Below are 21,150 nucleotides of genomic sequence, written 5' to 3'. Positions count from 1 at the left end.
TCATTGGTTCACGGTCTTTTTTTTTGCTGGTCGCAGGTCGCTTTGCCGCCGAAGGCGGCCATAGCTTTCTTTTGTGCGAAGCGCCTTGGCTTATTCTAAACATTCTTTAACATTTTTTCAAAGAGCCCGTAAATTTTCTATGAAACTTCCGGAATATCCTCGATTATAGGCTTAAGCCATCTTCCTTTCAGAAAATAAATAGAGTATAATAAGCAGGCTATTCAAAAAAAGTGTATATGCTTTCTTCGTATTTGCAGTCACTTCAGCTTTATTTAGCAGGATAAATAGGAAAGGAAGTTAAAACAGGTATGAGTGAAATTATCAATGCTGTCATTCTCGGCATTGTCGAGGGGCTGACGGAATTTTTGCCGGTATCGTCTACCGGCCATATGATTATTGTAGGGCACATGATTGGATTCAGCGGAAATCTTGCCCAAATCTTTGATATTGTAATTCAGTTGGGCGCCATTTTGTCTGTGCTGGTGATCTATCGGAACCGTTTTGCCCGCTTCCTTACGCGTGACGGCTGGAATCCCAAGAAGGGTTTGAGCGGAATCCATGTGGCAGCCGGCTGTGTCCCTACCATGCTTTTTGCGCTGCTGGTACATTCTTTCATTAAAAAGTACCTGTTTTCTCCGTTTACGGTAGCTATCGGTCTGATCCTCGGTGCGGTTTTGATGATGGCGGCAGAACATAAAATCAAAGGACATGAGGAAGAACTGGTACAGGACGTGGATCACATCAGCCTGCGTCAGGCCCTGTACATTGGTTTTTATCAATTCTTGTCGCTCTGGCCGGGGTTCAGCAGAAGCGGCTCGACGATCAGCGGAGCCCTCATGGTCGGTGTCAACCGCAAGGCCGGTGCCGATTTCACCTTCATTATGGCACTGCCCATCATGGTTGCAGCTTGTCTGTATGAACTGCTGAAGAATATTGCTTTTCTTTCCATGGGCGATTTGACGGTACTGGCCGTCGGATTTGTGGTTGCTTTTGCCGTTGCTTATGTATCCGTACTCTGGTTCATCGGCTTCCTTAATAAATCTACTTTGACTTCCTTTGCTATTTACCGGCTGATCCTGGCTGCGTTCTCTCTGTGGTATTTCTATCTGTGATGCTTCCTGAGGACATTGTAAAAAAGCGGCAAAAATTCGCTTGACATATATTGTAACATTTTGTATAATTCTCTATGTTACGAATTCAGAGGCTGGCATAGCTCAAATGGTAGAGCAACTGACTTGTAATCAGTAGGTTGAGGGTTCAATTCCTTTTGCCAGCTCCAGATTTTAGTGACACACAAACGTGGAGGGATTCCCGAGTGGTTAAAGGGAGCAGACTGTAAATCTGCCGCCTCTGGCTTCGAAGGTTCGAATCCTTCTCCCTCCACCATAATCGCGGGGTGGAGCAGTTGGTAGCTCGTCGGGCTCATAACCCGAAGGTCGTTGGTTCAAGTCCAGCCCCCGCAACCACATGCTGATGTAGCTCAGTTGGTAGAGCGTATCCTTGGTAAGGATAAGGTCACCAGTCCGATTCTGGTCATCAGCTCCATCCATGGCGGCATAGCTCAGTTGGCTAGAGCAGTCGGTTCATACCCGGCCTGTCCGCGGTTCAAATCCGTGTGCCGCCACCATCTCATAAGTCCAGCCCCGTCTTTCGGGGCTCTTTTAAAATCCAGTCATTAACACAAGAAAACGTTGGGAGGTAATCTAATGGCTAAAGAGAAATTTGAAAGAACGAAACCCCATGTTAACATTGGTACCATCGGTCACGTTGACCATGGCAAGACGACCCTGACGGCAGCTATCACCAAGGTACTGTCCGAGACTCCGGGCTGCAAAGCTACTTTCGAAGCTTATGCTGATATTGATAAGGCTCCGGAAGAAAGAGAACGTGGTATCACCATTAACACCGCCCACGTTGAATATGAAACTCCGAACAGACACTACGCTCACGTAGACTGCCCGGGCCACGCCGACTATGTTAAGAACATGATCACCGGCGCTGCTCAGATGGATGGTGCCATCCTGGTTGTTTCCGCTGCTGATGGTCCTATGCCTCAGACCCGTGAACACATCCTGCTGGCCCGTCAGGTTGGCGTACCTGCAATCGTAGTATTCCTGAACAAGTCCGACCAAGTCGACGATCCTGAACTGATCGAACTGGTTGAAATGGAAGTTCGTGACCTGCTGACCCAGTACGATTACCCCGGCGATGAAGTTCCTATCGTTGTAGGTTCCGCACTGAAGGCTCTGGAAGGCGACGAAGAACAAAAGAAGAACATCCTGAAGCTGATGGAAGAAGTCGACAAGTACATTCCGACTCCGCAGCACGATCTGACGAAACCGTTCCTGATGCCTGTCGAAGACGTATTCACGATTACCGGTCGTGGTACCGTAGCAACGGGCCGTGTTGAACGTGGTTCCATCAAGATTGGTGACCCTGTCGAAATCGTAGGTCTGACGACTGAAAAGAGACAGTCCGTAGCAACCGGTCTGGAAATGTTCCGCAAGACCCTGGATGTAGCAGAAGCCGGCGACAACATCGGCTGCCTGCTGCGTGGTATTGAAAGAAACGAAGTTGAACGTGGTCAGGTTCTGAGCAAACCGGGCAGCATTCATCCTCATACGAAATTCAAGGGTCAGGTTTACGTACTGACGAAAGAAGAAGGCGGCCGTCATACTCCGTTCTTCAACGGCTATCGTCCCCAGTTCTATTTCAGAACGACGGACGTAACGGGTGTAGCTCACCTGCCGGAAGGAACCGAAATGGTAATGCCTGGCGATAACATTCTGATGAGCGTAGAACTGATCACCCCGATTGCTATTGAAAAAGGTCTGCGTTTCGCTATCCGCGAAGGCGGCCATACCGTTGGTGCCGGTGTTGTTACCGAAATCGACGAATAAGAAACTCCGCTGCTAAGCGGTTAAAATGTGGGACCGACACGAAAATGGTCGGTCCTCATTTTTTTGTTGACATCTTATCCCTTGTGTGGTAGTCTATATAGGCGACTTTAGGGATTCTTGGAAGTAAGTGAGGTGTAAAGAAATGGCAGCAAATAACAATCGTGTTGGCATTACCCTGGCCTGCACCGTATGCAAGCAGCGTAACTACCAGACGACCAAAAATAAGAAAAACGATTCTGATCGTATTGAAATCAAAAAGTACTGCAAGTTCTGCAAAAAGCACACGTTGCATAAGGAAACGAAGTAAGGTGGAGGGACTATGGCATCAACTCAGATGACTCCCGATGTGAAGAGCTCCGGCGGAGTGTCGGGCTTCCTGCGGGATGTTAAAAATGAAATGAAAAAGGTGACGTGGCCCAATCGGCGCGAGCTTTTAGGCTATACTGCTACCGTCATTGTGGCTTCCCTGACTTCTGCCCTTTTGATCTGGGCCATTGATGCTATCTTCTCCGTACTGTTCCGTCTGGTAATGGGAGTGCAGTGAGCATGGAAGAAGGTCAAAGACATTGGTATGTAATTCATACCTATTCCGGGTATGAAAACAAAGTCAAGAAGAACCTCGAAAATAAGATTCATTCCTTAGGGTTTGAAGATAAGATTTTCCAGGTTCTTGTTCCTATGCAGGACGAAGTGAGCGCAAAGGATGATCAGCAAAAGGTCGTGCCCCGTAAGATTTTCCCGGGCTATGTACTGATTGATATGATCGTGGATGAACGTACCTGGTATGCTGTGCGCAATACCCCGGGCGTTACCGGATTCGTAGGTGGTATCGGCAATACTGGCAGCAACAGTATTAAACCGATTCCGCTGTCTGACGATGAAGTTGCGCGTATCCTCAAGATGCAGCCCAAAGAAGAAGGTGCAGCACCTGAACAGGAAGAAGCAGCACCGTTGGTACATATGGAGTGCCCTGTTGATTTGAATGATACCGTCCGCATTAAGGCCCCCGGCTTTAATGATATGGTAGGTACGGTAGCGGAGATCAACAACGACCAACAGAAGATCAAGGTTATGATTGAAATGTTCGGCCGCGTGACTCCGATTGAAGTGAATTTTACCCAAGTGGAAGCTATAGAGTAAGTAAGGAGGTGTAATTGATATGCCAAAGAAAGTTATTAAGATGGTAAAACTGCAGGTTCCTGCTGGTAAGGCTACTCCGGCACCTCCTGTAGGCCCGGCATTAGGTCAGGCTGGTATCAACATCATGGCCTTCGTTAAGGACTTCAACGCCCGCACTGAAAAACAGGCAGGCCTGATTATCCCTGTAGAAATTACTGTATTCGAAGACCGTTCCTTTACTTTCATCACGAAGACTCCGCCTGCAGCTGTTCTGCTGAAGAAGGCAGCCGGTATCGACAAAGCATCCGGTGAACCGAACAAGAACAAGGTTGCTACGGTTAAACGCGACAAAGTCAAGGAAATCGCTGAAACCAAGATGAAGGATCTGAACGCTGGCTCTGTTGAAGCAGCTATGCGCATGATCGAAGGCACTGCCCGCAGCATGGGCATTGACGTAGTAGACTAAGTTTGACGTGGGAGGCTTACGCCGTTAGTACCACTAGGAGGATTTCAAATGAGAAAAGCTGGTAAGAAATATACCGATGCCGCAAAGCTGATTGAAGCCGGCAAGGCATATTCCCCGAAAGAAGCTGTTGAACTGGTCAAGAAGACTTCCTGCACCAAATTCGACAGCACTGTTGAATGCTCTGTTCGTCTGGGTGTAGATCCTAAGTACGCTGACCAACAGGTCCGCGGTGCTCTGGTTCTTCCTCATGGCACTGGTAAGTCCAAGACCGTCCTGGTATTCGCCAGAGGCGCTAAGGCTCAGGAAGCTCAGGAAGCCGGCGCTGATTTCGTTGGTGCCGAAGATATGGCAGAAAAGATCAAAGGCGGTTGGTTCGACTTTGACGTCTGCATTGCTACCCCTGACATGATGAGTGTTGTTGGCCGTCTGGGCCGTTTGCTTGGTCCTAAAGGTTTGATGCCTAACCCGAAGGTTGGTACCGTAACCATGGATGTAAAACGTGCCGTAGGCGAAAGCAAAGCCGGTAAGATTGAATATCGTACCGACAAGGCCGGTAACGTACAAACCGCTATCGGTAAAGCCTCTTTTGACGCTGAAAAGCTGCTGGACAACTATCTTGCCCTGATCACTACCCTGATCAAAGTAAAGCCCTCCGGCGCAAAAGGCCAGTACATTAAGAGTGTTACCCTGTCCACCACCATGGGCCCTGGCGTACCTATCGATGTACTGAAAGCTGACAGCAACAAGTAATCAAATTGAAAATGACCATCGGACCGCAGACAGCGGGTGCGAAAGCCTAACGTGAATGAACGCCTGCCCAGGTCGGAGTGTTTTATAAATACGACCTCCGGCGGCCTGCCGAGAGGTCTTTTCATTGATTAATATCTTGAAGCAAGGAGGTGTATATTGATGCATGATATCAGACCTGAAAAGGCTGCAAAAGTCGCTGAACTGAAAGAGCTGCTGACTAGTTCCCAGGGCGTCGTCCTGGTAAACTACTGCGGCCTGACCGTAGCTGAAGATACTGAGCTGAGAAAGCAAATGCGCGAAGCCGGTGTGAAGTACATGGTTGCCAAGAACACCTTCATCCGCATTGCTGCTAAGGAAGCTGGTATTGAAGGCCTGGATGGCATTCTTGAACAGAATACCGCTCTGGCTTGCTCCACTGACGATCCTGTCGCTCCTGCCAAGATTTCTCATAACTTCGGTAAGGATCATAAGGCTCTTGAAATTAAGGGCGGTCTCCTGAATGGCAAGGCAATCAGTGTTGACGAAATCAATGCTTTGGCAGAACTGCCGTCCAAGGAAGAACTGCTGGCCAAACTGGTTGGCAGCATGCAGGCCCCGATTTCCGGACTCGTCAATGTACTGCATGGTACGCTGCGCAGCCTGGTTACTGTCGTGGATGCAATTCGCGAGAAGAAGGAAAAAGAATCCGCTTAATCGCTTGAGTTATCAACGGGTTGCTTGACCCATCGTTTATTTAATTAAAAAATTAACTGGAAAAATTTTCGGAGGTATTTAAAATGACTAAAGAAGAAATTATGGAAGCCATTGAAAACATGACTGTCCTGGAACTGGCTGACCTGGTAAAGGCTATGGAAGATAAGTTCGGTGTTAGCGCTGCTGCTCCTGTTGCTGTTGCTGCTGCTCCTGCTGCCGGCGGTGCTGCTGCTGCTGAAAAGACCGAATTCAACGTTGTTCTGACTGACGTTGGCGCTAGCAAGATTCAGGTTATCAAGGTTGTTCGTGAACTGACTGGTCTGGGCCTGAAGGAAGCTAAGGCTGCTGTTGATGCTGCTCCTAACACCATTAAGGAAAACGTAGCTAAGGCTGATGCTGAAGCTATGAAGGAAAAGCTGGAAGCTGCCGGCGCTAAGGTTGAACTGAAATAATTTCAACTTTTCAAAACTCCTCACGCATTGCGTGGGGAGTTTTTTTGGATTATATGAGGAATGGCTAAGCGGCTAAAGGTTTTTACTTTTTTGGTTCTTCACGTTTTTTTCGGGAGTATACCTCTTACGGTCGGAATTGAGAGGTAGCGAATTAACGTGAAAAAGTACTCATCATCTCTGTATCCGTAAGCTCTTCTTTTGGCCACTTTAATCTTGTTGTTGAAACCCTCAAGCTTCCCTGTGTTTATCGGGTACAGGGCATGGTTCACCAGACCGTCTATCCTTGGCAGCTTAATCTTAGCAAACCTAACCAGGGCCGGAATCCCGCTGCCTAGTGCAGCTTTAAACCAGCGCTTCCATCCTGCAAGAGCCTTGTCATAGTCCCTTAATTCATAGAGGGCTACCATCTCTTCCTTCATGGAATAACATATTGCCAGATCCTCGTGCTCTGCAAAGATGGCCTGCAACGCTTCTTTGCTCTTAGGATTCAGCCTATCTTCATTGGTGAGTAACGGCCAGCGGACTTTCTTCAATGTGCGGTAGTTCTTCTTTTCCTCGGATATCCGCTCTTTCAAAGCCGGCTTGTCTTCAGCACTTGCGTCTTTTAATGCTTCTTGCATGTCGTTGGCGTTATCCCTATGCATTCTGGCCTCATCAAGTCTTACTACACCTAATACTTCCTTCCCGAATTGAGCCTGCATGTGGTAACGATCATACACGACCTTAGCTTGCGGCAGATGTTCTTGTACCAGCTTGTTGTAGGAAGCGTTCATATCCATGGCGACTGCCTTGACCTCTGTCAGCTTTGTCTGATCATATTCCTTGAAGAAATGCTCGAAGTCAGCTATCGCCCGACCTCTGCCAACCCAGAGAATATAACCTGTCGCTAAATCCATGACGCAAGTGGCATAAGTGTGTCCCTTATGGATAGCAAACTCATCGATGGCCAGGAAACGGGGCTTGTAAGAGGTCAGCTCCAATTCCATTTCATATTTATCGAGAGATTCGTCCATGAGCTGTTTGTGGACATAGCGAATCGTGCTCCAGTGAATTCCTGACATCTTAGCAATTGCATTGGCAGGGATTCCATTACGAAGCAGCGTCTCAATCCAAAGGGAAGCCCTCATGGTAATGCGAGTCCCGGGATATTTAAAAGGAATAGGCTCAGTGATCGTTGCATGGCAGCAGGAGCAACGGAAACGATGCCCTTCAAAGCGGATCATCCTGGTATGCTCAGGATACGCAGGAAAGCTTTTCAAGTAGGTGGAAAATGGCTCGTAAGAATACATTTTCTGACCACATTTAGGACAACGGAAGTCGGTATATTTCTTTTCACTGCAAATAACAATCTCCTGGCTGTCATCAAAAGGGTCTTCCGGCATGAAGACATTGTAAAAGACATCTTGACATTCTGCATTATTTTGAATAGTGTAATTAGTAAAGGACATTTTCTCCTCCCAAGGTATGGTTTCGACGATTATATTTTGGAGGAGTTAATGTCCTTTTTCAATAGTCAAATGTCTTTTAGTCAACAAATTTCCGTGAAGAACCACTTTTTTATCCGGAAGGTGCGTGTCTGCTCCGGATGTTTGCCAAGCAGTCTTATTTCCGTTACAATAAGTAAGTAACATTTTCAACAGATAAATGGAGATGATTTCATGCAGGGGTACCTTATCCTGATTGGATTAGGCCTTATTGGCTATTTCGGGCATAATATGACGGTAACATACTCCTCCGCAATCCTGGTCGTGCTGAAATTGATTTTATCGGAAGAGCATCTGGCCTATGTCGGAGGGCATGGCATGAACTGGGGGATTGTTATCCTGACTGCGGGGATGCTGTCGCCTATTGCCCTCGGTAAAATCGGAATTCAGGACTTTATCCATATTTTCAAAAGCCCCGTGGGTATCGCTTCCCTGGTTTCCGGCATCATCGTGGCCTTACTGGGACGGTGGGGCCTTGATATTCTGACAAAAGATCCTCAGCTTGTGGCTTCCGTAATGATTGGGACGGTCATCGGTGTGGTAGTGCTCAAGGGTATTGCCGTCGGTCCCTTGATCGCCAGCGGAATCTTATATGTGTTTCTGAAGATTTTTCATTATCTCTTTTCCTGATGGAATGATGCAGATAAAATAAGATTCGTTATTATCCCATACTCCCATGACTTTAGTCGTGGGAGTATGTCAAATATATTACAATTCAGATGATATTTGTGCGAATCACTAAAAAAGATTGCTGAATGTTTGACAAATCCGTTTGCTTTGCATAGAATAAACCCATATTGAAAAACGCAATGAGCGGAACAAGTACCTGTTTGGAACGCCGCCAGAGATTCCGGCAAAAGCTGAGAGCCGGATCGGAAGGGAAAAGCAGCGAATGCCTCCGCGAGCGGGACAGCCGAAAAAGAGTAGGCTGTCACGGGACTGCTTCCGTTATGAGAGCAAAAAGGCCAGCCTTAGGATGCTGGTAAAACAGGGTGGAACCACGAGCCATCGTCTCTGTATTAGGAGGCGATGGCTTTTTTGATGAGGTAAAAGCGAATTCTTGCGGGATGTCAATGAAATCCCACCATAGCAATAGGATATTATGTAACATTTGAAATAAAATTCGCTTATTCTCATCAAAAAAAGAAATTTTTTTAAATAGGATTGACAAATACATACTATTTTAGTATGATTTACCCATATTGAAAAACGCGATGAACGGAACAAGTACCTGTTTGGAACGCCGCCAGAGATTCCGGCAAAAGCTGAGAGCCGGATCGGAAGGGAAAAGCAGCGAATGCCTCCGCGAGCGGGGCAGCCGAAACAAAAATAGGCTGTCACGGGACTGCTTCCGTTAAAAGAGCAAAGAGGCCAGCCTTAGGATGCTGGTAAAACAGAGTGGAACCACGAGCCGTCGTCTCTGCATAGGGACGATGGCTCTTTTTTTAATCCTTTTGGTTCATAGTGATAAGGGGGAACAGAAAGGTGTTGTTGATTAAATGTATGCAGAGGAGGAATTACGATGTCTTTTATTGAGTTTAAAGATGTGAATAAGACCTTCTCTTTGGGCGGGCAGACTGTAGAAGCCCTGAAAGATGTAAACCTCTCTATTGAGAAGGGTGATATTTTCGGTGTTATCGGGTTCAGCGGTGCCGGTAAGTCGACACTGCTGCGAATGGTTAATTCCCTTGAAGTGCCGACTTCGGGAAGCGTATTTGTTCATGGTCAGAATGTGAGCTCCTTGCCTTACAAAGAACTCAGAAAGGTAAGAAAGAATATCGGCATGGTTTTCCAGCAGTTTAACCTGCTGGAATCCAAGACGGTCTATGAAAATATTGCCCTTCCGCTTCGGCTCAGCCATATTGAACAGGCTGCCATTGACCAGATCGTGACGACGCTTCTGAAATTTGTCAATCTGGAAGATAAGAAAGATTCTTATCCGGATCAGCTTTCGGGCGGACAAAAACAACGTGTCGGCATTGCCAGAGCTCTTACGACGAATCCGTCCATCCTGCTCTGTGATGAAGCTACAAGCGCTCTCGACCCGGACACGACGGAACAGATTCTGCAGCTCCTGAAGCGAATTAATCAGAAACTTAATATCACAATTTTAATCGTTACACACGAGATTGACGTCATTCAAAAAATCTGTAACCGCGTCGCTGTCATGGAATTGGGAAGGATTGTAGAAAGCGGTTCCGTGCTGGATGTCTTCAGTGATCCCCAGCAGGAAATTACAAAGCGGTTTGTTCATACGGTCATCCCCGATACGGTACCTGAGGCCATTCAAAGCCATATCAAAGAAGAAAAAAGGCCTTACAAGCTCTTTAAGGTCCGCCTCCTCGGCGATGAAGCGGCCGAAGATATTTTCTACCATATGAACGCGGAATTAGGCATAGAGACACATATTGTCTTTGCCAACGTCAGCGAATTGCAGCAGACGGCTCTGGGTATCTACATTATCCAGATTATTGACGAAAATGGTGCTGCCGATAAAACTTCCGCTTATCTGACGCAGCGCACAGTGAAATGGAAGGAGGTGACGCTGTGATGCCGGATTTAGGAGTTCCTACCTCGCAGCTTATCCTGGCGGCAGAACAAACGCTCTACATGGTGTTCGTGTCCCTGGTACTAGGTACGATTTTAGCGCTCATCATGGCGTTTACTCTGGTTTTGACTAACCGGGACAGTATTCTTCCGAATAAGTACATCTACGGTATCCTGAACGCCGTCATTAATACAGTTCGTTCGGTTCCGTTCATCATTCTCATGGTCTTTATCATGCCCCTCACCAAGATGATCGTGGGAACGCGTATCGGAACCACGGCGGCATTGGTGCCGTTGGTGATTTTCATTGCCCCTTATCTGACGCGCCTGTTCGAAAATTCCATTTTGGATGTCAACAAGGGAATCATCGAAGCCGCACAGGCTATGGGCGCGTCCTATTTTGAAATTATCTGGTACTTTCTTCTGCCCGAAGCGAAAGGCTCTTTGATTCTCTCCATTACGACAGGAACGATAGGCCTGATTGGGGCAACGGCTATGGCCGGTGCCATCGGTGCCGGCGGCGTCGGCGACCTGGCCCTGACTTACGGGTACGAACGGATGAATACGCCGCTCATGCTCTTCACGGTCGTCATTTTGATTATTTTTGTGCAGATTATCCAAACCATTGGTAACCATTTAGCTTTTAAGACAAGAAACCATTAAGGAGGTTCGATGATGATGAATTTGAATAAGGTTAAGAAATTAGCAGCCGTAGTTTTGGCAGGAATGATGGTCGCGGCCTTTACGGCTGGCTGCGGCAGTGATTCCAAGAGCGCCGGTGCAAAGAAAGAGCTGACGTTCAGTAAGTCCCAGGGCCCGTACAGTGACCTTTTTGAAAAAGGTATAAAGCCGATTCTGGAAAAGAAAGGCTATAAGATTACGGGCAGAGATATGTCCGACCTGCTGCAGGCTGATATCGTGCTGAACGAAGGCGAAGTAGACTTCAACGTCGAACAGCATACGGCTTATATGAATAACTTCAATAAGAAGCAGGGCGGTCATCTGGCAGCCATTACCCCGATTCCGACGGTTCCGGCTGGTCTCTATGCCGGCAGAAAGACGCAGATGGATCAGCTGGCTGACGGTGACTCCATTGCCGTACCGAATGATGCCGCCAATACGGCAAGAGCTTATGCAATCCTGCAAAAGGCTGGCTGGATCAAACTGGATCCTAAAAAGGATTTGGCAACGGTTACCCAGCAGGACATCGTAGAGAATCCGCATCATTTGAAATTTACGGAAATGAAATCCCTGAATATTCCTTCCGTACGGACAGACTTTGATTATATTGTCATTACGGGCTCGATTGTCTATAATGCGAAGATTGATCCGTCAACGGCGCTCCTCAAGGAAACCATCCTGCCGCACCTGCTGCTGCAGCTGGTCGTAGCTGACAAAAATAAGGATGCTCAGTGGGTCAAAGATATTGCTGACGCCTACCATTCCAAGGAATTTGCCGAATACATGAAGAAGAACAACACGGGCCTCTGGTATGATCCGAATAACGACCCGAATGCAAAGAAAAATTAAATAAGAAGTAAGGGGCTGTGGAAAAATAAGCATTTTTTCACAGCCTCTTAGCTGATAACAAAAAGATATATGCGCTTTTAGCAGCATTTGGCATATATAATTTCGGATAATATTTTTATTAATTTAAAGCAAAATTGCTATCGCAATTTTGTTTTCGAAAGCGGCACACGGCCAGCGACCTGCGACGCGCGGCTTTTTTCAGGAGGTTTTTCTAATGCTGGATAGTTTAAAAGAAGCACAGGCAATCAGTAACGAGCTGACGCGGCTGCGCGAATATTTCCATTCCCATCCGGAACAGTCATGGCATGAAACAGAAACACAGAAAAAAATTCAAGCGTATCTTGATGAGCTGGGAATTCCCAATCAGAAATCTACCAAAACCGGCGTGATTGCTACGCTGAAAGGCGCAAAATCTTCCGATATCATCCTCGGTATCCGTGCCGACATTGATGCCCTGCCGATTACAGAAGAGAGCAATCCGCCTTACAAATCACAGAATCCCGGAACGATGCATGCCTGCGGCCATGATACGCACATTGCAATGTTATTGGGGACAGCTAAAATCCTGGCTGCCCACAAAGACGAACTGCCCGTAACGGTACGCCTTATTTTTCAGCCTGCCGAAGAATATATCGCGGACAGCGGTGCTCTGCATATGAAGGATGATCCCCTTGTAAAAGAGTGTACCCGGATCATTGCACTCCATATCCAGGGAGAATTGCCGTACGGAGTCGCTAATCTCCAGCCCGGCCCCATTATGGCAGCATCCGATACCTTTGATGTGTATATCAAAGGGCAGGGCGGACACGGGGCCCATCCTGAAAAAGCGATTGACCCGATTGCTGCCGGTGTGGCGTTTTACAATACGGTACAGACTCTTGTCAGCCGGGAAATCAAGCCGCTGGATGCGGCTGTGATTGGTGTGACCGCCTTCCAGAGCGGGACGACGAGCAACGTCATTCCCGATACGGCTCATCTTATGGGGACAACCCGGACCTTTACCCCGGAAGTGCGTGATGCCTTCCCGGAGCAGCTGGAGCGCGTTGCTGCAGGTATTGCGGCAGCAACGAGAACCGAAATCAAGGTGGATTATCACTTCGGTACGCCGGTGATGGTCAACGATGAAGCTGTAACTGCTACGGGCCTTAAAGCAGCAGAAAAAATCTTTGGCAGGGACCATGTAATAACGCAAGAACCCCGTATGGGCGGCGAAGACTTTGCCAAATATCTGGCTCCGAAAGCCATGCTCTGCCTGGGTGGTGGTTTTACGGACGGGCGCAAATGTTATCCGCAGCACAGCCCTTACTTTGATATTGAAGAAAAAGCGCTGCCTCTCGGTGTCGCCTGGTTCCTGGAATATATCAATGAGTACGGGAAAGAAATAAAGTAACTGATAAGAACTGCGGGCCGTTGGCTCGGCCCGCAGTTCGTTTATACTGATATCATCATTAATTTAATTCATAGCATTTTAATATACTTTAAAATAGAAAGGAAGGATGACATGGAATTCAAATTTTTCAAGGAATTTCTCATGATCAGTCACCCCACAACCGTTGTGCTTCTTGTTATTTTTCTTCTTATTTTGTGGGGTATCCATCATCTGGATCAAAAAGGGATCAGCTTTGGTAAGCTGGTCACAATCGGTACCATCTCCGGCGCCTTTCTTGGCGTCCTGATTCAAATCATAGCCGGCTTTCCCGACGCTCCCACAAAAGTCGTCTACATCAAGGAAGCCACGAAATGGTATTCTCTCGTAGGCGGTGGGTTCATTGACCTGATTCGTATGCTCGTTGTGCCCCTCGTGCTCATTTCTATCATCCACGTCATCCTACATATGAATGAGGGAACTAATTTGAAGAAACTCGTCGGCGCGATGCTGGCGACCAACCTCGGCATGGTGTCCCTCGCAGCCATTGTCGGGCTTTCCCTCGGCTACTTCTTTGGCCTGGGGGCCGGTGGTTCGGCTCTTGCCGAAGGAACGAGCAAGATGCGGGAAGTGAAACCAGTCGTTGACACGTTTCGGGCGCTCATCCCCATGAACCCTGTGAAAGCAATGGCGGATACGAACGTCATTGCCGTCGTCATCTTTGGCGTCGTTATCGGCGGTATTGCCCAGCTTATCAAAAAGACGGGAACCAATTCCATGGAAACGTTCACGAAGCTATTTGATGAGCTTCACATTCTCATGGGTTGGGCCTGCGACTTTATCATCGGTCTGATGCCTTACGGAGTTGTAGCCCTCCTGGCCAATACGCTTGCCACGCGCGGTCTTAAGGCCATCATGGATATGGGTCTTTTCATTGTTCTCCTTTACGTCGGTCTGGCTATCATGTTCGTTCTGGAGTCCGTCCTTCTCGTAAGCTTTGGAGTTAATCCCGTAACGTACTTCCGTAAAGCAAAGAGTCCTCTGGTTCTCGCCTTTACTTCCCGTTCCTCGATGGGTGTACTGCCCCTTACGGTAGAAACCTTGACCAAACGTCTCGGCGTCAGCACAACGACGGCCAATACCGTGGCCAGCTTTGGTGCAACAGCCGGTATGCAGGGGTGTGCAGGCGTTTTTCCGGGCTTCGTCGTAGTCTATATTGCCAATGTTTCCGGTGTACCTTTTGATCTCACTCTCTTCATCATGAGCATCGTTGTTATTGCCCTCGGATCTATCGGCATTGCCGGTGTTCCCGGTACAGCGACCATGGCCGCTTCCGTCTCCCTGAGCGGAACCGGGCTCGGGGCTTATTTCTCCTCTATTTCGCCTGTTCTCGCCATTGACCCCATCATTGATATGGGACGCACGATGCTGAACGTTTCCGGAGCTATGACAAACGCCATTGTCGTTGACCGCATCATGGGAACCTTCGATGAAAAGACTTTCCAGGATATGTCGAAATAAGAGGTAGACAGCTATAGATAGCCGCTATAGTATTAAAAGCGCATTTAGCGTTCGGCTTAAATGTAAAAGTCTGCTTCTATAAGTTCAGAACAAAATTGCCTTGGCAATTTTGGTTCCTGAGCGACACGCGGCCAGCGACCTGCGACCAGCGTAAAAGGGGGCTGTGAAATCATGCAGGTGCAGATTTCACAGCCCCCTTTTTGTTATTTTTACTTTTTCAAGCTGTTTTTATAGTCTTCCAGGAATTTGGCAAGGCCTTTGTCCGTCAGGTCATGATGGATCAGTTCCCGCAGTACTTTTGTCGGGATGGTGGCAATATCGGCACCGGTCAGCATGACTTTATTGACGTGATCGACGCTGCGGATGCTGGCTGCGATAATCTGGGTGGGCAGGTTGTAGAGACGGAATACCTTCACCATGTCGCTTACCAGTTTGACACCGTCTTCTCCGATATCGTCCAGACGGCCGATGAAAGGACTTACGTAGGTAGCGCCGGCGCGGGCGGCAAGGAGAGCCTGTCCCAGACTGAAGACCAGCGTGACGTTGGTATGGATGCCTTTTTCTTTAAGAATCTTGACGGCTTTCAGGCCTTCGGTGATGCAGGGGATTTTTACGACGACGTTATCGGCAATCTTAGCCAGTTTCTTGGCTTCTTTGACCATGCCGGCACAGTCCGTACTGATAACTTCTGCACTGACGGGACCGGGAATCAATTTGCAAATTTCGGGAATAACTTCTGCCTGCGTCCGGCCGGAGCGGGCAATCAGCGTAGGGTTGGTCGTTACCCCGTAGACAATGCCCTGATCGGCGAATTCACGAATTTCTTCTACATTGGCCGTATCCATAAAAATTTTCATTGGAATCCCTTCTTTCTGAAATATTCAGGCCACAGTTGACTCATTTCGTCAAACGTAATTTCTCTTTTCATGATAATTCACAACCATGGGGAAATCAACGGGTAAATTTTGGCCAGGTGTAAAATAAATGTAAAAGGTTGGCCAAGCAGAAACTGGATTAGATATGGAAAAAAGCATGGAATGAAGAGAGGAACATTCCATGCTTTTTCCTACGAAGCAATGCTGCAAAAAGGAAATCAAATTATAGATACATTGAAAAAAGTTCACGCTTGTGCGGATTCAATGAACAGGTTTCGTAAGGGGAACGACTTTTTGTACAAAACCTGGCTGCTCCATTTATTCTGCACTGCCCAGAGCTTCTCCCAATGCTTCACACTTAGCAAGACCGTCATCATCGGGTGTACCGTTGATGATCAAGGTATCGGCTGCGAGAATGGCACCGGCGGCTTCTGCATCAGCTTTCCAGTTTTCCATCCATTCACCGCTGCCCCAGCCATAGGAACCGAAGAGCACAATCTTTTTTCCTTTCAGATTGTCTTTTACGCCATCCCACATAGGCTGGAATTCGGTTTCTTCCAGGACTTCTGAACCCATTGCGGGGCAGCCGAAAGCAATTCCATCATAGTCTGCAGGATTTTCTGCAGCAAAATCACCGGCAGTCAATAACTTGACATCAGAACCTTTGCTCTTGAGGCCTTCTGCGACAGCTTTGGCCATCGCTTCCGTGTTGCCGGTACCGCTCCAATATACAACTGCACTTTTACTCATGGTAAATCGTCCTTTCAAGGTGAATTTATGCTTCGGAAACAGTACGTTGCCATTTATGCCACGGCCAATCGGCTGAGAGGGATGCCGCTTGCGTAGCAGCGGCAATAAATGAGGGTACATTTCCGGCATTTCTCAAAAAAGAGCCGAGCCCGGGCAGGCTGGCTGTAAGCTTTCCAGCAGCCCGAGCAGAGGCCTTTTTTCCTGGGAGCAGCCATATAGGCCTCTACATCATCGAGAGGATATCCCAGCAGAATTCCGATTTCGTGGGGGAAGGAAGCCCTGTGAGTCATTCTCAGCGAAATTTCCGCAAGGATGTCCTGCCAGCACAGACGGGAATAACCCTGGCGTTTGAAAAAATCCCGATGTGAATCCTGGCTGACGATGCGTTTGAGGTCATCAGGCCGGTAAACAAAGAGAAGTCCGCTGCGTCTTACTACATCAAACTGAAGCAGTTCAATGCCGATATTCTTGGGTGCAAGAATAAGGGAAAGTGAAGCGACGAGCCGGGATGAATCCGCCAGCGAAGGGAATACAAAGCGGAACAGACTGGCAGGCTTTAATCCGGCAAGTGTAGGGGCACACTGCCTGATTAGTTCACTTTCAAGGGGAATTCTCATAAAGTTACGTACCTCCTGGGAAATAATTGGTATTAGTATAGACTAACTTTGACACGTGATAGAAGGAGAGGCCTTTTGAACAACACATATTTTTAAGTTAGTCTTTACTAACTGAGCAAAGTATAGCATACAGAAAAAAAGAATGCAATAGGTTTTGAAAAAAATTCGCCGCCCGCAGCTCGCATGTCGCTGGCCGGACTGGAAGAAGCAAACCGACGAGCGGTTTGCAAGACCGCCTGCCAGCCCGCAGACTCACTCGTGGAGGCAAAATTGACTCGTAAATTTTGCTTTTAACTAATAGAACTAGTCTTTTGAATCTAACTAACTTCTCCTGACTTCCTCAAGAATCTGCACAAGTGGCTGCTCGCAATATTGTACTAACCACTTGGCACTAAACACTATTCTCCTTTTCCTCTTTTACGTCTCATACCTCTTCATGATATAATTTTCTTGATTTTATTTATCTTTTTGAAAGGGGTATTTTTCCATGAATGAAGTCATGCAGAAAATGGTAGACCAGTATATTGACGCGAATATGCCTTCCTACGTCCAGAGACTTTACGATGTAGCTTCCATTGTGTCTCCTACAGGGGAGGAAGCCAATAAGGCTCATTATATTCTGGATGAACTCCATAAATTAGGTGCCAAAGAGGCATATATCGATGAAGCAGGGAACGTTGTGTACCCTCATAACCTTCCTGCTGAGGGGAAATTTCCCCTTTATACGGCCCATATGGATACGGTCTTTGCCGGTGTAGACAAGATTGTTCCTGAAATTGACGGTACAACGATGAGGGCTCCTTCTATCGGGGATAACAGCTCCAATGTAGCTGCTCTGCTTTTCCTCATTGAAATGTTTCTCAAGATGAAGCAGGAGATTCCGGCGGTATTCGCCTTTAACGTCGGGGAAGAAGGGCTTGGCAATCTGAAGGGCAGCCGGTACCTGACGGATACCTGGCAGGATTGTCTCAGTTATTTTATCGCCGTGGACGGCGACTGTGACCGTTTCGTCAATGAAGCTGTCGGTTCTCATCGCTACGCAGTTCATGTGGTCACAAAAGGCGGCCACAGCTTCGCCAATTTCGGAAATACGAACGCTATTGAGCGGACTTCTGCTATTATTGAAGATTTTTATGCGATTCAGGTTCCGAAGACGCCGAAAACAACATACAATATCGGTACGATCCAGGGCGGACGCACGGTCAATGCCATTGCCGCGGATGTCGAATTCACGGTGGACATGCGGTCCGTTTCTTACCAGGAACTGCTGAAACTGGATGCTGCCTTCCATGCGATTCTGGATAAGTACCGCAGCGATAAGGTGACAATCGAAACGAAACTCATCGGGGACAGACCTTGTGGGGAAGGTCCGATGCAGCATGAAATCTATGACCGGATTACGGCTATCCGCGCCCGGAACCGTAAAATGACGAGATTTGAGGGCAGCAGCACGGATGCCAATATTGCTTTGAGCCGTAAGATTCCGGCCATGGCTTTTGGTGTAGCCCGCGAGAAAGGTGTCCACACACTGCAGGAGGAATTGGACTTAACTTCCGTGAGCGGCGGATTGAAGCAGCTGGCTGCTTTTATGCTCAACTTGTAATAAACGAAACACTCTCTTGCGGATACATGCTTAAAAAAAGCATACAGAAAAAATTTTTCTTAGAGATGTGTTGACAAAAATTGTAATCGGCGCTATGATAACACCATAATTTAATAAAACCTTATGAAACCTGTGATGTGGAGATAACGTCAGAAGATGTACTGACAGAGAGTCCGGGGTGATGGAATCCGGATAGCGGCAGTCTGGCAAATGGACCACTGAGGGTGCGTGGAAATCTTCGGAGAGTATTGCGCAACGTACAACCGCGTTAAGGATGAGGAATGTGTTGGCATTCTGCTGAGCGCAGGGTTTATTCCCTGTAACAAGGTGGTACCGCAGGTTATGACGCCTGTCCTTGTATAAGGACAGGCGTTTTTTATATATCCGGATGCGTATCACAGATGTCAACTCATAAAAAAGGAGGAACACATGGTGATACAAACAAGTCTGGAAGAAGCAAAGAAACTGGCGGAAGGATATGGCGCTGTCCCGGTCGTGCGGGAAATCATGGCAGACACCGTGACTCCGATAGGGCTGATCAGTCTCGTGAGAAACCGCAGTGACCGCTACTTCCTGCTCGAAAGTCTGGAAGGCGTCGATTCCCGGGGCCGCTATTCATTTATTGGTTATGATCCGATTGCCAGGGTAACGGCTAAGGATTTCAAGGTAGAGGTAACACGGGACGGCAAAAAGGTGACCACCGATAAGGAACCCCTCGAAGTCATCCGGGAAATGCTTAAAATGTACAAGATTCCGGAAGTGCCGGGACTGCCGCCGTTTACGGGCGGGTTCGTCGGATATTTTTCCTACGATTTCATTCAGTACTGCGAGCCGAGCCTCCGCTTCGACCCCCGCAAAGCTACCGAATTTCCTGATTTTGAGCTGATGCTTTTTGATAAAGTGATTGCCTTTGACCAATTTAAGCAGAAGCTGTTCCTCATCGCCAATGTCCGTACGGAAAATCTTGAACAGGATTATCCGAAAGCGCTGAAGGCACTTGATGAGATGGAAACTATCGTAAGACAGCCGGTTGTCCTGCCGGTCTTTAAACCGGCCAAGCTGGGAAAAATCGTAAGCAACCAGCCGCGCAGCCTCTACGATGCCAACGTGAAGCGCATCAAGGAATACATCCGTCAGGGAGATATTTTCCAGGCTGTGTATTCCCAATGTTTTTCGGCTTCTTACGATCAGGACCTCTTCAATCTGTACCGTGTCCTCCGGACGACGAATCCTTCCCAGTACATGATGCTGCTCAAGGATGAGACGACCGAAATTGCCGGTTCTTCTCCGGAAACTCTGATTAAACTGCAGGGACGTACCATTACGTCGATGCCGATTGCCGGAACCAGACGGCGCGGCCGCACGGAAGAAGAGGACAAGGCTCTTGAGGAAGACCTCAAAAACGATCCGAAGGAACTGGCAGAGCACAACATGCTGGTTGACCTGGCCCGCAATGATGTCGGGAAGGTCAGTGAGTTCGGAACGGTCAAGGTTCACGACCTGCACATGATCAAACGTTTTTCCCATGTCATGCATTTGACGAGCCGCGTCACGGGAACCTTGAGAGAAGGGCTGGATGCCATTGATACGCTGTGTGCTGCGCTTCCGGCAGGTACCTTGTCCGGAGCTCCAAAGATCCGGGCCTGTGAGATTCTTGACCAGCTCGAACCACAGCGGCGCGGACCTTACGGAGGAGGCGTCGGATACCTTGACTTTGCCGGCAACATGGATATCTGCATTACCATCCGGACGGCTGTAAAGCGCGGCGGCACGGTATATTTCCAATCCGGCGGCGGAATCGTAGCGGACTCTGTGATTGATAACGAGTTCCAGGAAACCATTAATAAATCCGGCGCAGTTAAAGACGCGCTGATTGCGACGACGGAGGCAGAATGATGATCCTGATTATTGATAACTATGACAGTTTTACATACAACCTTTACCAATATGTAGGAACGCTCAACCCGGACGTGAAAGTGGTTCGCAACGACGCCGTCACGGTGGACGATATCCGGAAGATGCATCCTGATGCCATTATCCTTTCACCGGGACCGGGCAAACCGAGTGATGCCGGGATCTGCGAAGAGGTTCTCAGGGAAATGAAAGGGGAAGTCCCCATCCTGGGCGTGTGCTTAGGCCATCAGGCCATCGGCGAAGTCTTTGGCGGAAAAGTCATTCTTGCACCACAGATTGTTCATGGCAAGAAAGATAAAATCCATATTGATACCAGCGTTCCCATTTTTAAATCGCTGGGACCCGTGATTGAGGGAGCCAGATACCATTCCCTGATTGTAGACAAAAAAGGCTTGCCGGACGAACTTGAGATTACCGCTGAAACGGAAAAAGGCGAGATCATGGGGCTGAAGCATCGTGACTATGATATTTACGGACTGCAGTTCCATCCGGAATCTATTATGACGCCGGACGGAATGACAATCATCCGCAACTTTATAAATCTGAAGAAATAAGGAGAGAAA

General features: G+C 48.0%; 22 protein-coding genes, 5 tRNA genes and 3 other annotated features. Of the genes, 23 read left to right on the top strand and 4 right to left on the bottom strand.

Going from position 1 to position 21,150, the window contains the following annotated elements; genetic code table 11:
• Positions 1–308: 308 nt before the first annotated feature.
• The 14 genes from LKE33_00920 (at position 309) to rplL (ending at position 6,380) form a co-directional block, all read left to right on the top strand.
• Positions 309–1,112, top strand: coding sequence for an undecaprenyl-diphosphate phosphatase (locus LKE33_00920; GenBank protein MCH3949489.1), 804 nt, complete (start codon positions 309–311; stop codon positions 1,110–1,112).
• Between the two features lie 91 nt (positions 1,113–1,203).
• Positions 1,204–1,279, top strand: a tRNA-Thr gene (locus LKE33_00915).
• A 22-nt stretch (positions 1,280–1,301) separates the two neighbouring features.
• Positions 1,302–1,386: transfer RNA gene (locus LKE33_00910), tRNA-Tyr, on the top strand.
• 4 nt (positions 1,387–1,390) lie between these two features.
• A tRNA-Met gene (locus LKE33_00905) sits at positions 1,391–1,466 on the top strand.
• A 3-nt stretch (positions 1,467–1,469) separates the two neighbouring features.
• A tRNA-Thr gene (locus tag LKE33_00900) sits at positions 1,470–1,545 on the top strand.
• 5 nt (positions 1,546–1,550) lie between these two features.
• Positions 1,551–1,627: transfer RNA gene (locus LKE33_00895), tRNA-Met, on the top strand.
• A 79-nt stretch (positions 1,628–1,706) separates the two neighbouring features.
• The gene (tuf, locus tag LKE33_00890; protein MCH3949488.1) at positions 1,707–2,900 is read left to right on the top strand and encodes an elongation factor Tu; all 1,194 of its coding nucleotides are present in this window, start codon (positions 1,707–1,709) and stop codon (positions 2,898–2,900) included.
• Between the two features lie 142 nt (positions 2,901–3,042).
• A complete protein-coding gene (gene rpmG / locus LKE33_00885) occupies positions 3,043–3,207 on the top strand; it encodes a 50S ribosomal protein L33 (protein MCH3949487.1) in 165 nt (54 codons plus the stop codon).
• Between the two features lie 12 nt (positions 3,208–3,219).
• Complete coding sequence (gene secE, locus LKE33_00880) at positions 3,220–3,444, top strand: preprotein translocase subunit SecE (protein ID MCH3949486.1); 225 nt, start codon at positions 3,220–3,222, stop codon at positions 3,442–3,444.
• A gap of 2 nt (positions 3,445–3,446) precedes the next feature.
• Complete coding sequence (gene nusG / locus LKE33_00875) at positions 3,447–4,040, top strand: transcription termination/antitermination protein NusG (GenBank protein ID MCH3949485.1); 594 nt, start codon at positions 3,447–3,449, stop codon at positions 4,038–4,040.
• A gap of 19 nt (positions 4,041–4,059) precedes the next feature.
• Positions 4,060–4,485 carry a 50S ribosomal protein L11 gene (gene rplK, locus LKE33_00870; GenBank protein MCH3949484.1) on the top strand — a complete coding sequence of 142 codons (426 nt, stop codon included), beginning with the start codon at positions 4,060–4,062 and terminating at the stop codon, positions 4,483–4,485.
• Between the two features lie 48 nt (positions 4,486–4,533).
• Positions 4,534–5,235, top strand: a complete 702-nt coding sequence (gene rplA / locus LKE33_00865) for a 50S ribosomal protein L1 (protein MCH3949483.1) — start codon at positions 4,534–4,536, stop codon at positions 5,233–5,235.
• Between the two features lie 5 nt (positions 5,236–5,240).
• Positions 5,241–5,367: a sequence feature (ribosomal protein L10 leader region), on the top strand.
• Between the two features lie 27 nt (positions 5,368–5,394).
• Positions 5,395–5,928 (top strand): 50S ribosomal protein L10, encoded by a 534-nt coding sequence (gene rplJ, locus LKE33_00860; GenBank protein ID MCH3949482.1) that lies wholly within the window; start codon positions 5,395–5,397, stop codon positions 5,926–5,928.
• A gap of 83 nt (positions 5,929–6,011) precedes the next feature.
• Entirely contained in the window at positions 6,012–6,380 is a 369-nt protein-coding gene (gene rplL / locus LKE33_00855; protein MCH3949481.1) for a 50S ribosomal protein L7/L12, read from the top strand.
• Positions 6,381–6,478: 98 nt separating this feature from the next.
• On the opposite strand, the gene LKE33_00850 is transcribed toward rplL, so the two are convergent.
• The gene (locus LKE33_00850) at positions 6,479–7,828 is read right to left on the bottom strand and encodes an ISL3 family transposase (protein ID MCH3949480.1); all 1,350 of its coding nucleotides are present in this window, start codon (positions 7,826–7,828) and stop codon (positions 6,479–6,481) included.
• A 210-nt stretch (positions 7,829–8,038) separates the two neighbouring features.
• Here LKE33_00850 and LKE33_00845 point away from each other — a divergent pair, with 210 nt between their 5' ends.
• The 6 genes from LKE33_00845 (at position 8,039) to LKE33_00820 (ending at position 14,828) form a co-directional block, all read left to right on the top strand.
• Positions 8,039–8,494: a DUF441 domain-containing protein gene (locus LKE33_00845; protein MCH3949479.1), complete on the top strand. Its 456-nt coding sequence runs from the start codon at positions 8,039–8,041 to the stop codon at positions 8,492–8,494.
• Positions 8,495–8,664: 170 nt separating this feature from the next.
• Positions 8,665–8,883 (top strand) — a binding site (T-box leader).
• A gap of 186 nt (positions 8,884–9,069) precedes the next feature.
• Positions 9,070–9,289 (top strand) — a binding site (T-box leader).
• A 97-nt stretch (positions 9,290–9,386) separates the two neighbouring features.
• Positions 9,387–10,415: an ATP-binding cassette domain-containing protein gene (locus LKE33_00840; protein MCH3949478.1), complete on the top strand. Its 1,029-nt coding sequence runs from the start codon at positions 9,387–9,389 to the stop codon at positions 10,413–10,415.
• The gene (locus LKE33_00835; GenBank protein MCH3949477.1) at positions 10,415–11,074 is read left to right on the top strand and encodes an ABC transporter permease; all 660 of its coding nucleotides are present in this window, start codon (positions 10,415–10,417) and stop codon (positions 11,072–11,074) included. Before LKE33_00840 ends, LKE33_00835 begins: the two co-directional genes overlap by 1 nt.
• 12 nt (positions 11,075–11,086) lie before the next feature.
• Complete coding sequence (locus tag LKE33_00830; protein ID MCH3949476.1) at positions 11,087–11,941, top strand: MetQ/NlpA family ABC transporter substrate-binding protein; 855 nt, start codon at positions 11,087–11,089, stop codon at positions 11,939–11,941.
• 214 nt (positions 11,942–12,155) lie between these two features.
• Complete coding sequence (locus LKE33_00825) at positions 12,156–13,331, top strand: amidohydrolase (protein MCH3949475.1); 1,176 nt, start codon at positions 12,156–12,158, stop codon at positions 13,329–13,331.
• A 111-nt stretch (positions 13,332–13,442) separates the two neighbouring features.
• Positions 13,443–14,828 carry a cation:dicarboxylase symporter family transporter gene (locus LKE33_00820; protein MCH3949474.1) on the top strand — a complete coding sequence of 462 codons (1,386 nt, stop codon included), beginning with the start codon at positions 13,443–13,445 and terminating at the stop codon, positions 14,826–14,828.
• 209 nt (positions 14,829–15,037) lie between these two features.
• Here the strand turns inward: LKE33_00820 and fsa are convergent, their stop codons facing one another.
• The 3 genes from fsa to LKE33_00805 all read right to left on the bottom strand — a co-directional run bounded on the left by fsa (position 15,038) and on the right by LKE33_00805 (position 17,070).
• Positions 15,038–15,685: a fructose-6-phosphate aldolase gene (fsa, locus tag LKE33_00815; protein ID MCH3949473.1), complete on the bottom strand. Its 648-nt coding sequence runs from the start codon at positions 15,683–15,685 to the stop codon at positions 15,038–15,040.
• 336 nt (positions 15,686–16,021) lie between these two features.
• Positions 16,022–16,453, bottom strand: coding sequence for a flavodoxin (locus tag LKE33_00810; GenBank protein ID MCH3949472.1), 432 nt, complete (start codon positions 16,451–16,453; stop codon positions 16,022–16,024).
• Between the two features lie 53 nt (positions 16,454–16,506).
• Positions 16,507–17,070 carry a DUF3793 family protein gene (locus LKE33_00805; protein MCH3949471.1) on the bottom strand — a complete coding sequence of 188 codons (564 nt, stop codon included), beginning with the start codon at positions 17,068–17,070 and terminating at the stop codon, positions 16,507–16,509.
• Between the two features lie 487 nt (positions 17,071–17,557).
• On the opposite strand from LKE33_00805, the gene LKE33_00800 reads away from it, so the two are divergent.
• The 3 genes from LKE33_00800 (at position 17,558) to LKE33_00790 (ending at position 21,141) form a co-directional block, all read left to right on the top strand.
• Positions 17,558–18,673, top strand: coding sequence for a M20/M25/M40 family metallo-hydrolase (locus LKE33_00800; protein ID MCH3949470.1), 1,116 nt, complete (start codon positions 17,558–17,560; stop codon positions 18,671–18,673).
• 429 nt (positions 18,674–19,102) lie between these two features.
• On the top strand, positions 19,103–20,569 hold the full coding sequence (trpE, locus tag LKE33_00795; GenBank protein ID MCH3949469.1) for an anthranilate synthase component I: 1,467 nt from the start codon (positions 19,103–19,105) through the stop codon (positions 20,567–20,569).
• Positions 20,566–21,141, top strand: a complete 576-nt coding sequence (locus LKE33_00790) for an aminodeoxychorismate/anthranilate synthase component II (GenBank protein MCH3949468.1) — start codon at positions 20,566–20,568, stop codon at positions 21,139–21,141. Before trpE ends, LKE33_00790 begins: the two co-directional genes overlap by 4 nt.
• Positions 21,142–21,150 lie beyond the last annotated feature (9 nt).

This window comes from Acidaminococcus sp., from assembly GCA_022482815.1.
Classification (GTDB): Bacteria; Bacillota; Negativicutes; order Acidaminococcales; family Acidaminococcaceae; genus Acidaminococcus.
This window is presented reverse-complemented; position numbering and strand designations above follow the sequence as displayed.

Excerpts from the sequence above, each read along its gene's own strand:
- LKE33_00920 (MCH3949489.1), top strand. The coding sequence starts at position 309 with ATGAGTGAAATTATCAATGCTGTCATTCTCGGCATTGTCGAGGGGCTG.
- tuf (MCH3949488.1), top strand. The coding sequence starts at position 1,707 with ATGGCTAAAGAGAAATTTGAAAGAACGAAACCCCATGTTAACATTGGT.
- rpmG (MCH3949487.1), top strand. The coding sequence starts at position 3,043 with ATGGCAGCAAATAACAATCGTGTTGGCATTACCCTGGCCTGCACCGTA.
- secE (MCH3949486.1), top strand. The coding sequence starts at position 3,220 with ATGGCATCAACTCAGATGACTCCCGATGTGAAGAGCTCCGGCGGAGTG.
- nusG (MCH3949485.1), top strand. The coding sequence starts at position 3,447 with ATGGAAGAAGGTCAAAGACATTGGTATGTAATTCATACCTATTCCGGG.
- rplK (MCH3949484.1), top strand. The coding sequence starts at position 4,060 with ATGCCAAAGAAAGTTATTAAGATGGTAAAACTGCAGGTTCCTGCTGGT.
- rplA (MCH3949483.1), top strand. The coding sequence starts at position 4,534 with ATGAGAAAAGCTGGTAAGAAATATACCGATGCCGCAAAGCTGATTGAA.
- rplJ (MCH3949482.1), top strand. The coding sequence starts at position 5,395 with ATGCATGATATCAGACCTGAAAAGGCTGCAAAAGTCGCTGAACTGAAA.
- rplL (MCH3949481.1), top strand. The coding sequence starts at position 6,012 with ATGACTAAAGAAGAAATTATGGAAGCCATTGAAAACATGACTGTCCTG.
- LKE33_00850 (MCH3949480.1), bottom strand. The coding sequence starts at position 7,828 with ATGTCCTTTACTAATTACACTATTCAAAATAATGCAGAATGTCAAGAT.
- LKE33_00845 (MCH3949479.1), top strand. The coding sequence starts at position 8,039 with ATGCAGGGGTACCTTATCCTGATTGGATTAGGCCTTATTGGCTATTTC.
- LKE33_00840 (MCH3949478.1), top strand. The coding sequence starts at position 9,387 with ATGTCTTTTATTGAGTTTAAAGATGTGAATAAGACCTTCTCTTTGGGC.
- LKE33_00835 (MCH3949477.1), top strand. The coding sequence starts at position 10,415 with ATGCCGGATTTAGGAGTTCCTACCTCGCAGCTTATCCTGGCGGCAGAA.
- LKE33_00830 (MCH3949476.1), top strand. The coding sequence starts at position 11,087 with ATGATGAATTTGAATAAGGTTAAGAAATTAGCAGCCGTAGTTTTGGCA.
- LKE33_00825 (MCH3949475.1), top strand. The coding sequence starts at position 12,156 with ATGCTGGATAGTTTAAAAGAAGCACAGGCAATCAGTAACGAGCTGACG.
- LKE33_00820 (MCH3949474.1), top strand. The coding sequence starts at position 13,443 with ATGGAATTCAAATTTTTCAAGGAATTTCTCATGATCAGTCACCCCACA.
- fsa (MCH3949473.1), bottom strand. The coding sequence starts at position 15,685 with ATGAAAATTTTTATGGATACGGCCAATGTAGAAGAAATTCGTGAATTC.
- LKE33_00810 (MCH3949472.1), bottom strand. The coding sequence starts at position 16,453 with ATGAGTAAAAGTGCAGTTGTATATTGGAGCGGTACCGGCAACACGGAA.
- LKE33_00805 (MCH3949471.1), bottom strand. The coding sequence starts at position 17,070 with ATGAGAATTCCCCTTGAAAGTGAACTAATCAGGCAGTGTGCCCCTACA.
- LKE33_00800 (MCH3949470.1), top strand. The coding sequence starts at position 17,558 with ATGAATGAAGTCATGCAGAAAATGGTAGACCAGTATATTGACGCGAAT.
- trpE (MCH3949469.1), top strand. The coding sequence starts at position 19,103 with ATGGTGATACAAACAAGTCTGGAAGAAGCAAAGAAACTGGCGGAAGGA.
- LKE33_00790 (MCH3949468.1), top strand. The coding sequence starts at position 20,566 with ATGATGATCCTGATTATTGATAACTATGACAGTTTTACATACAACCTT.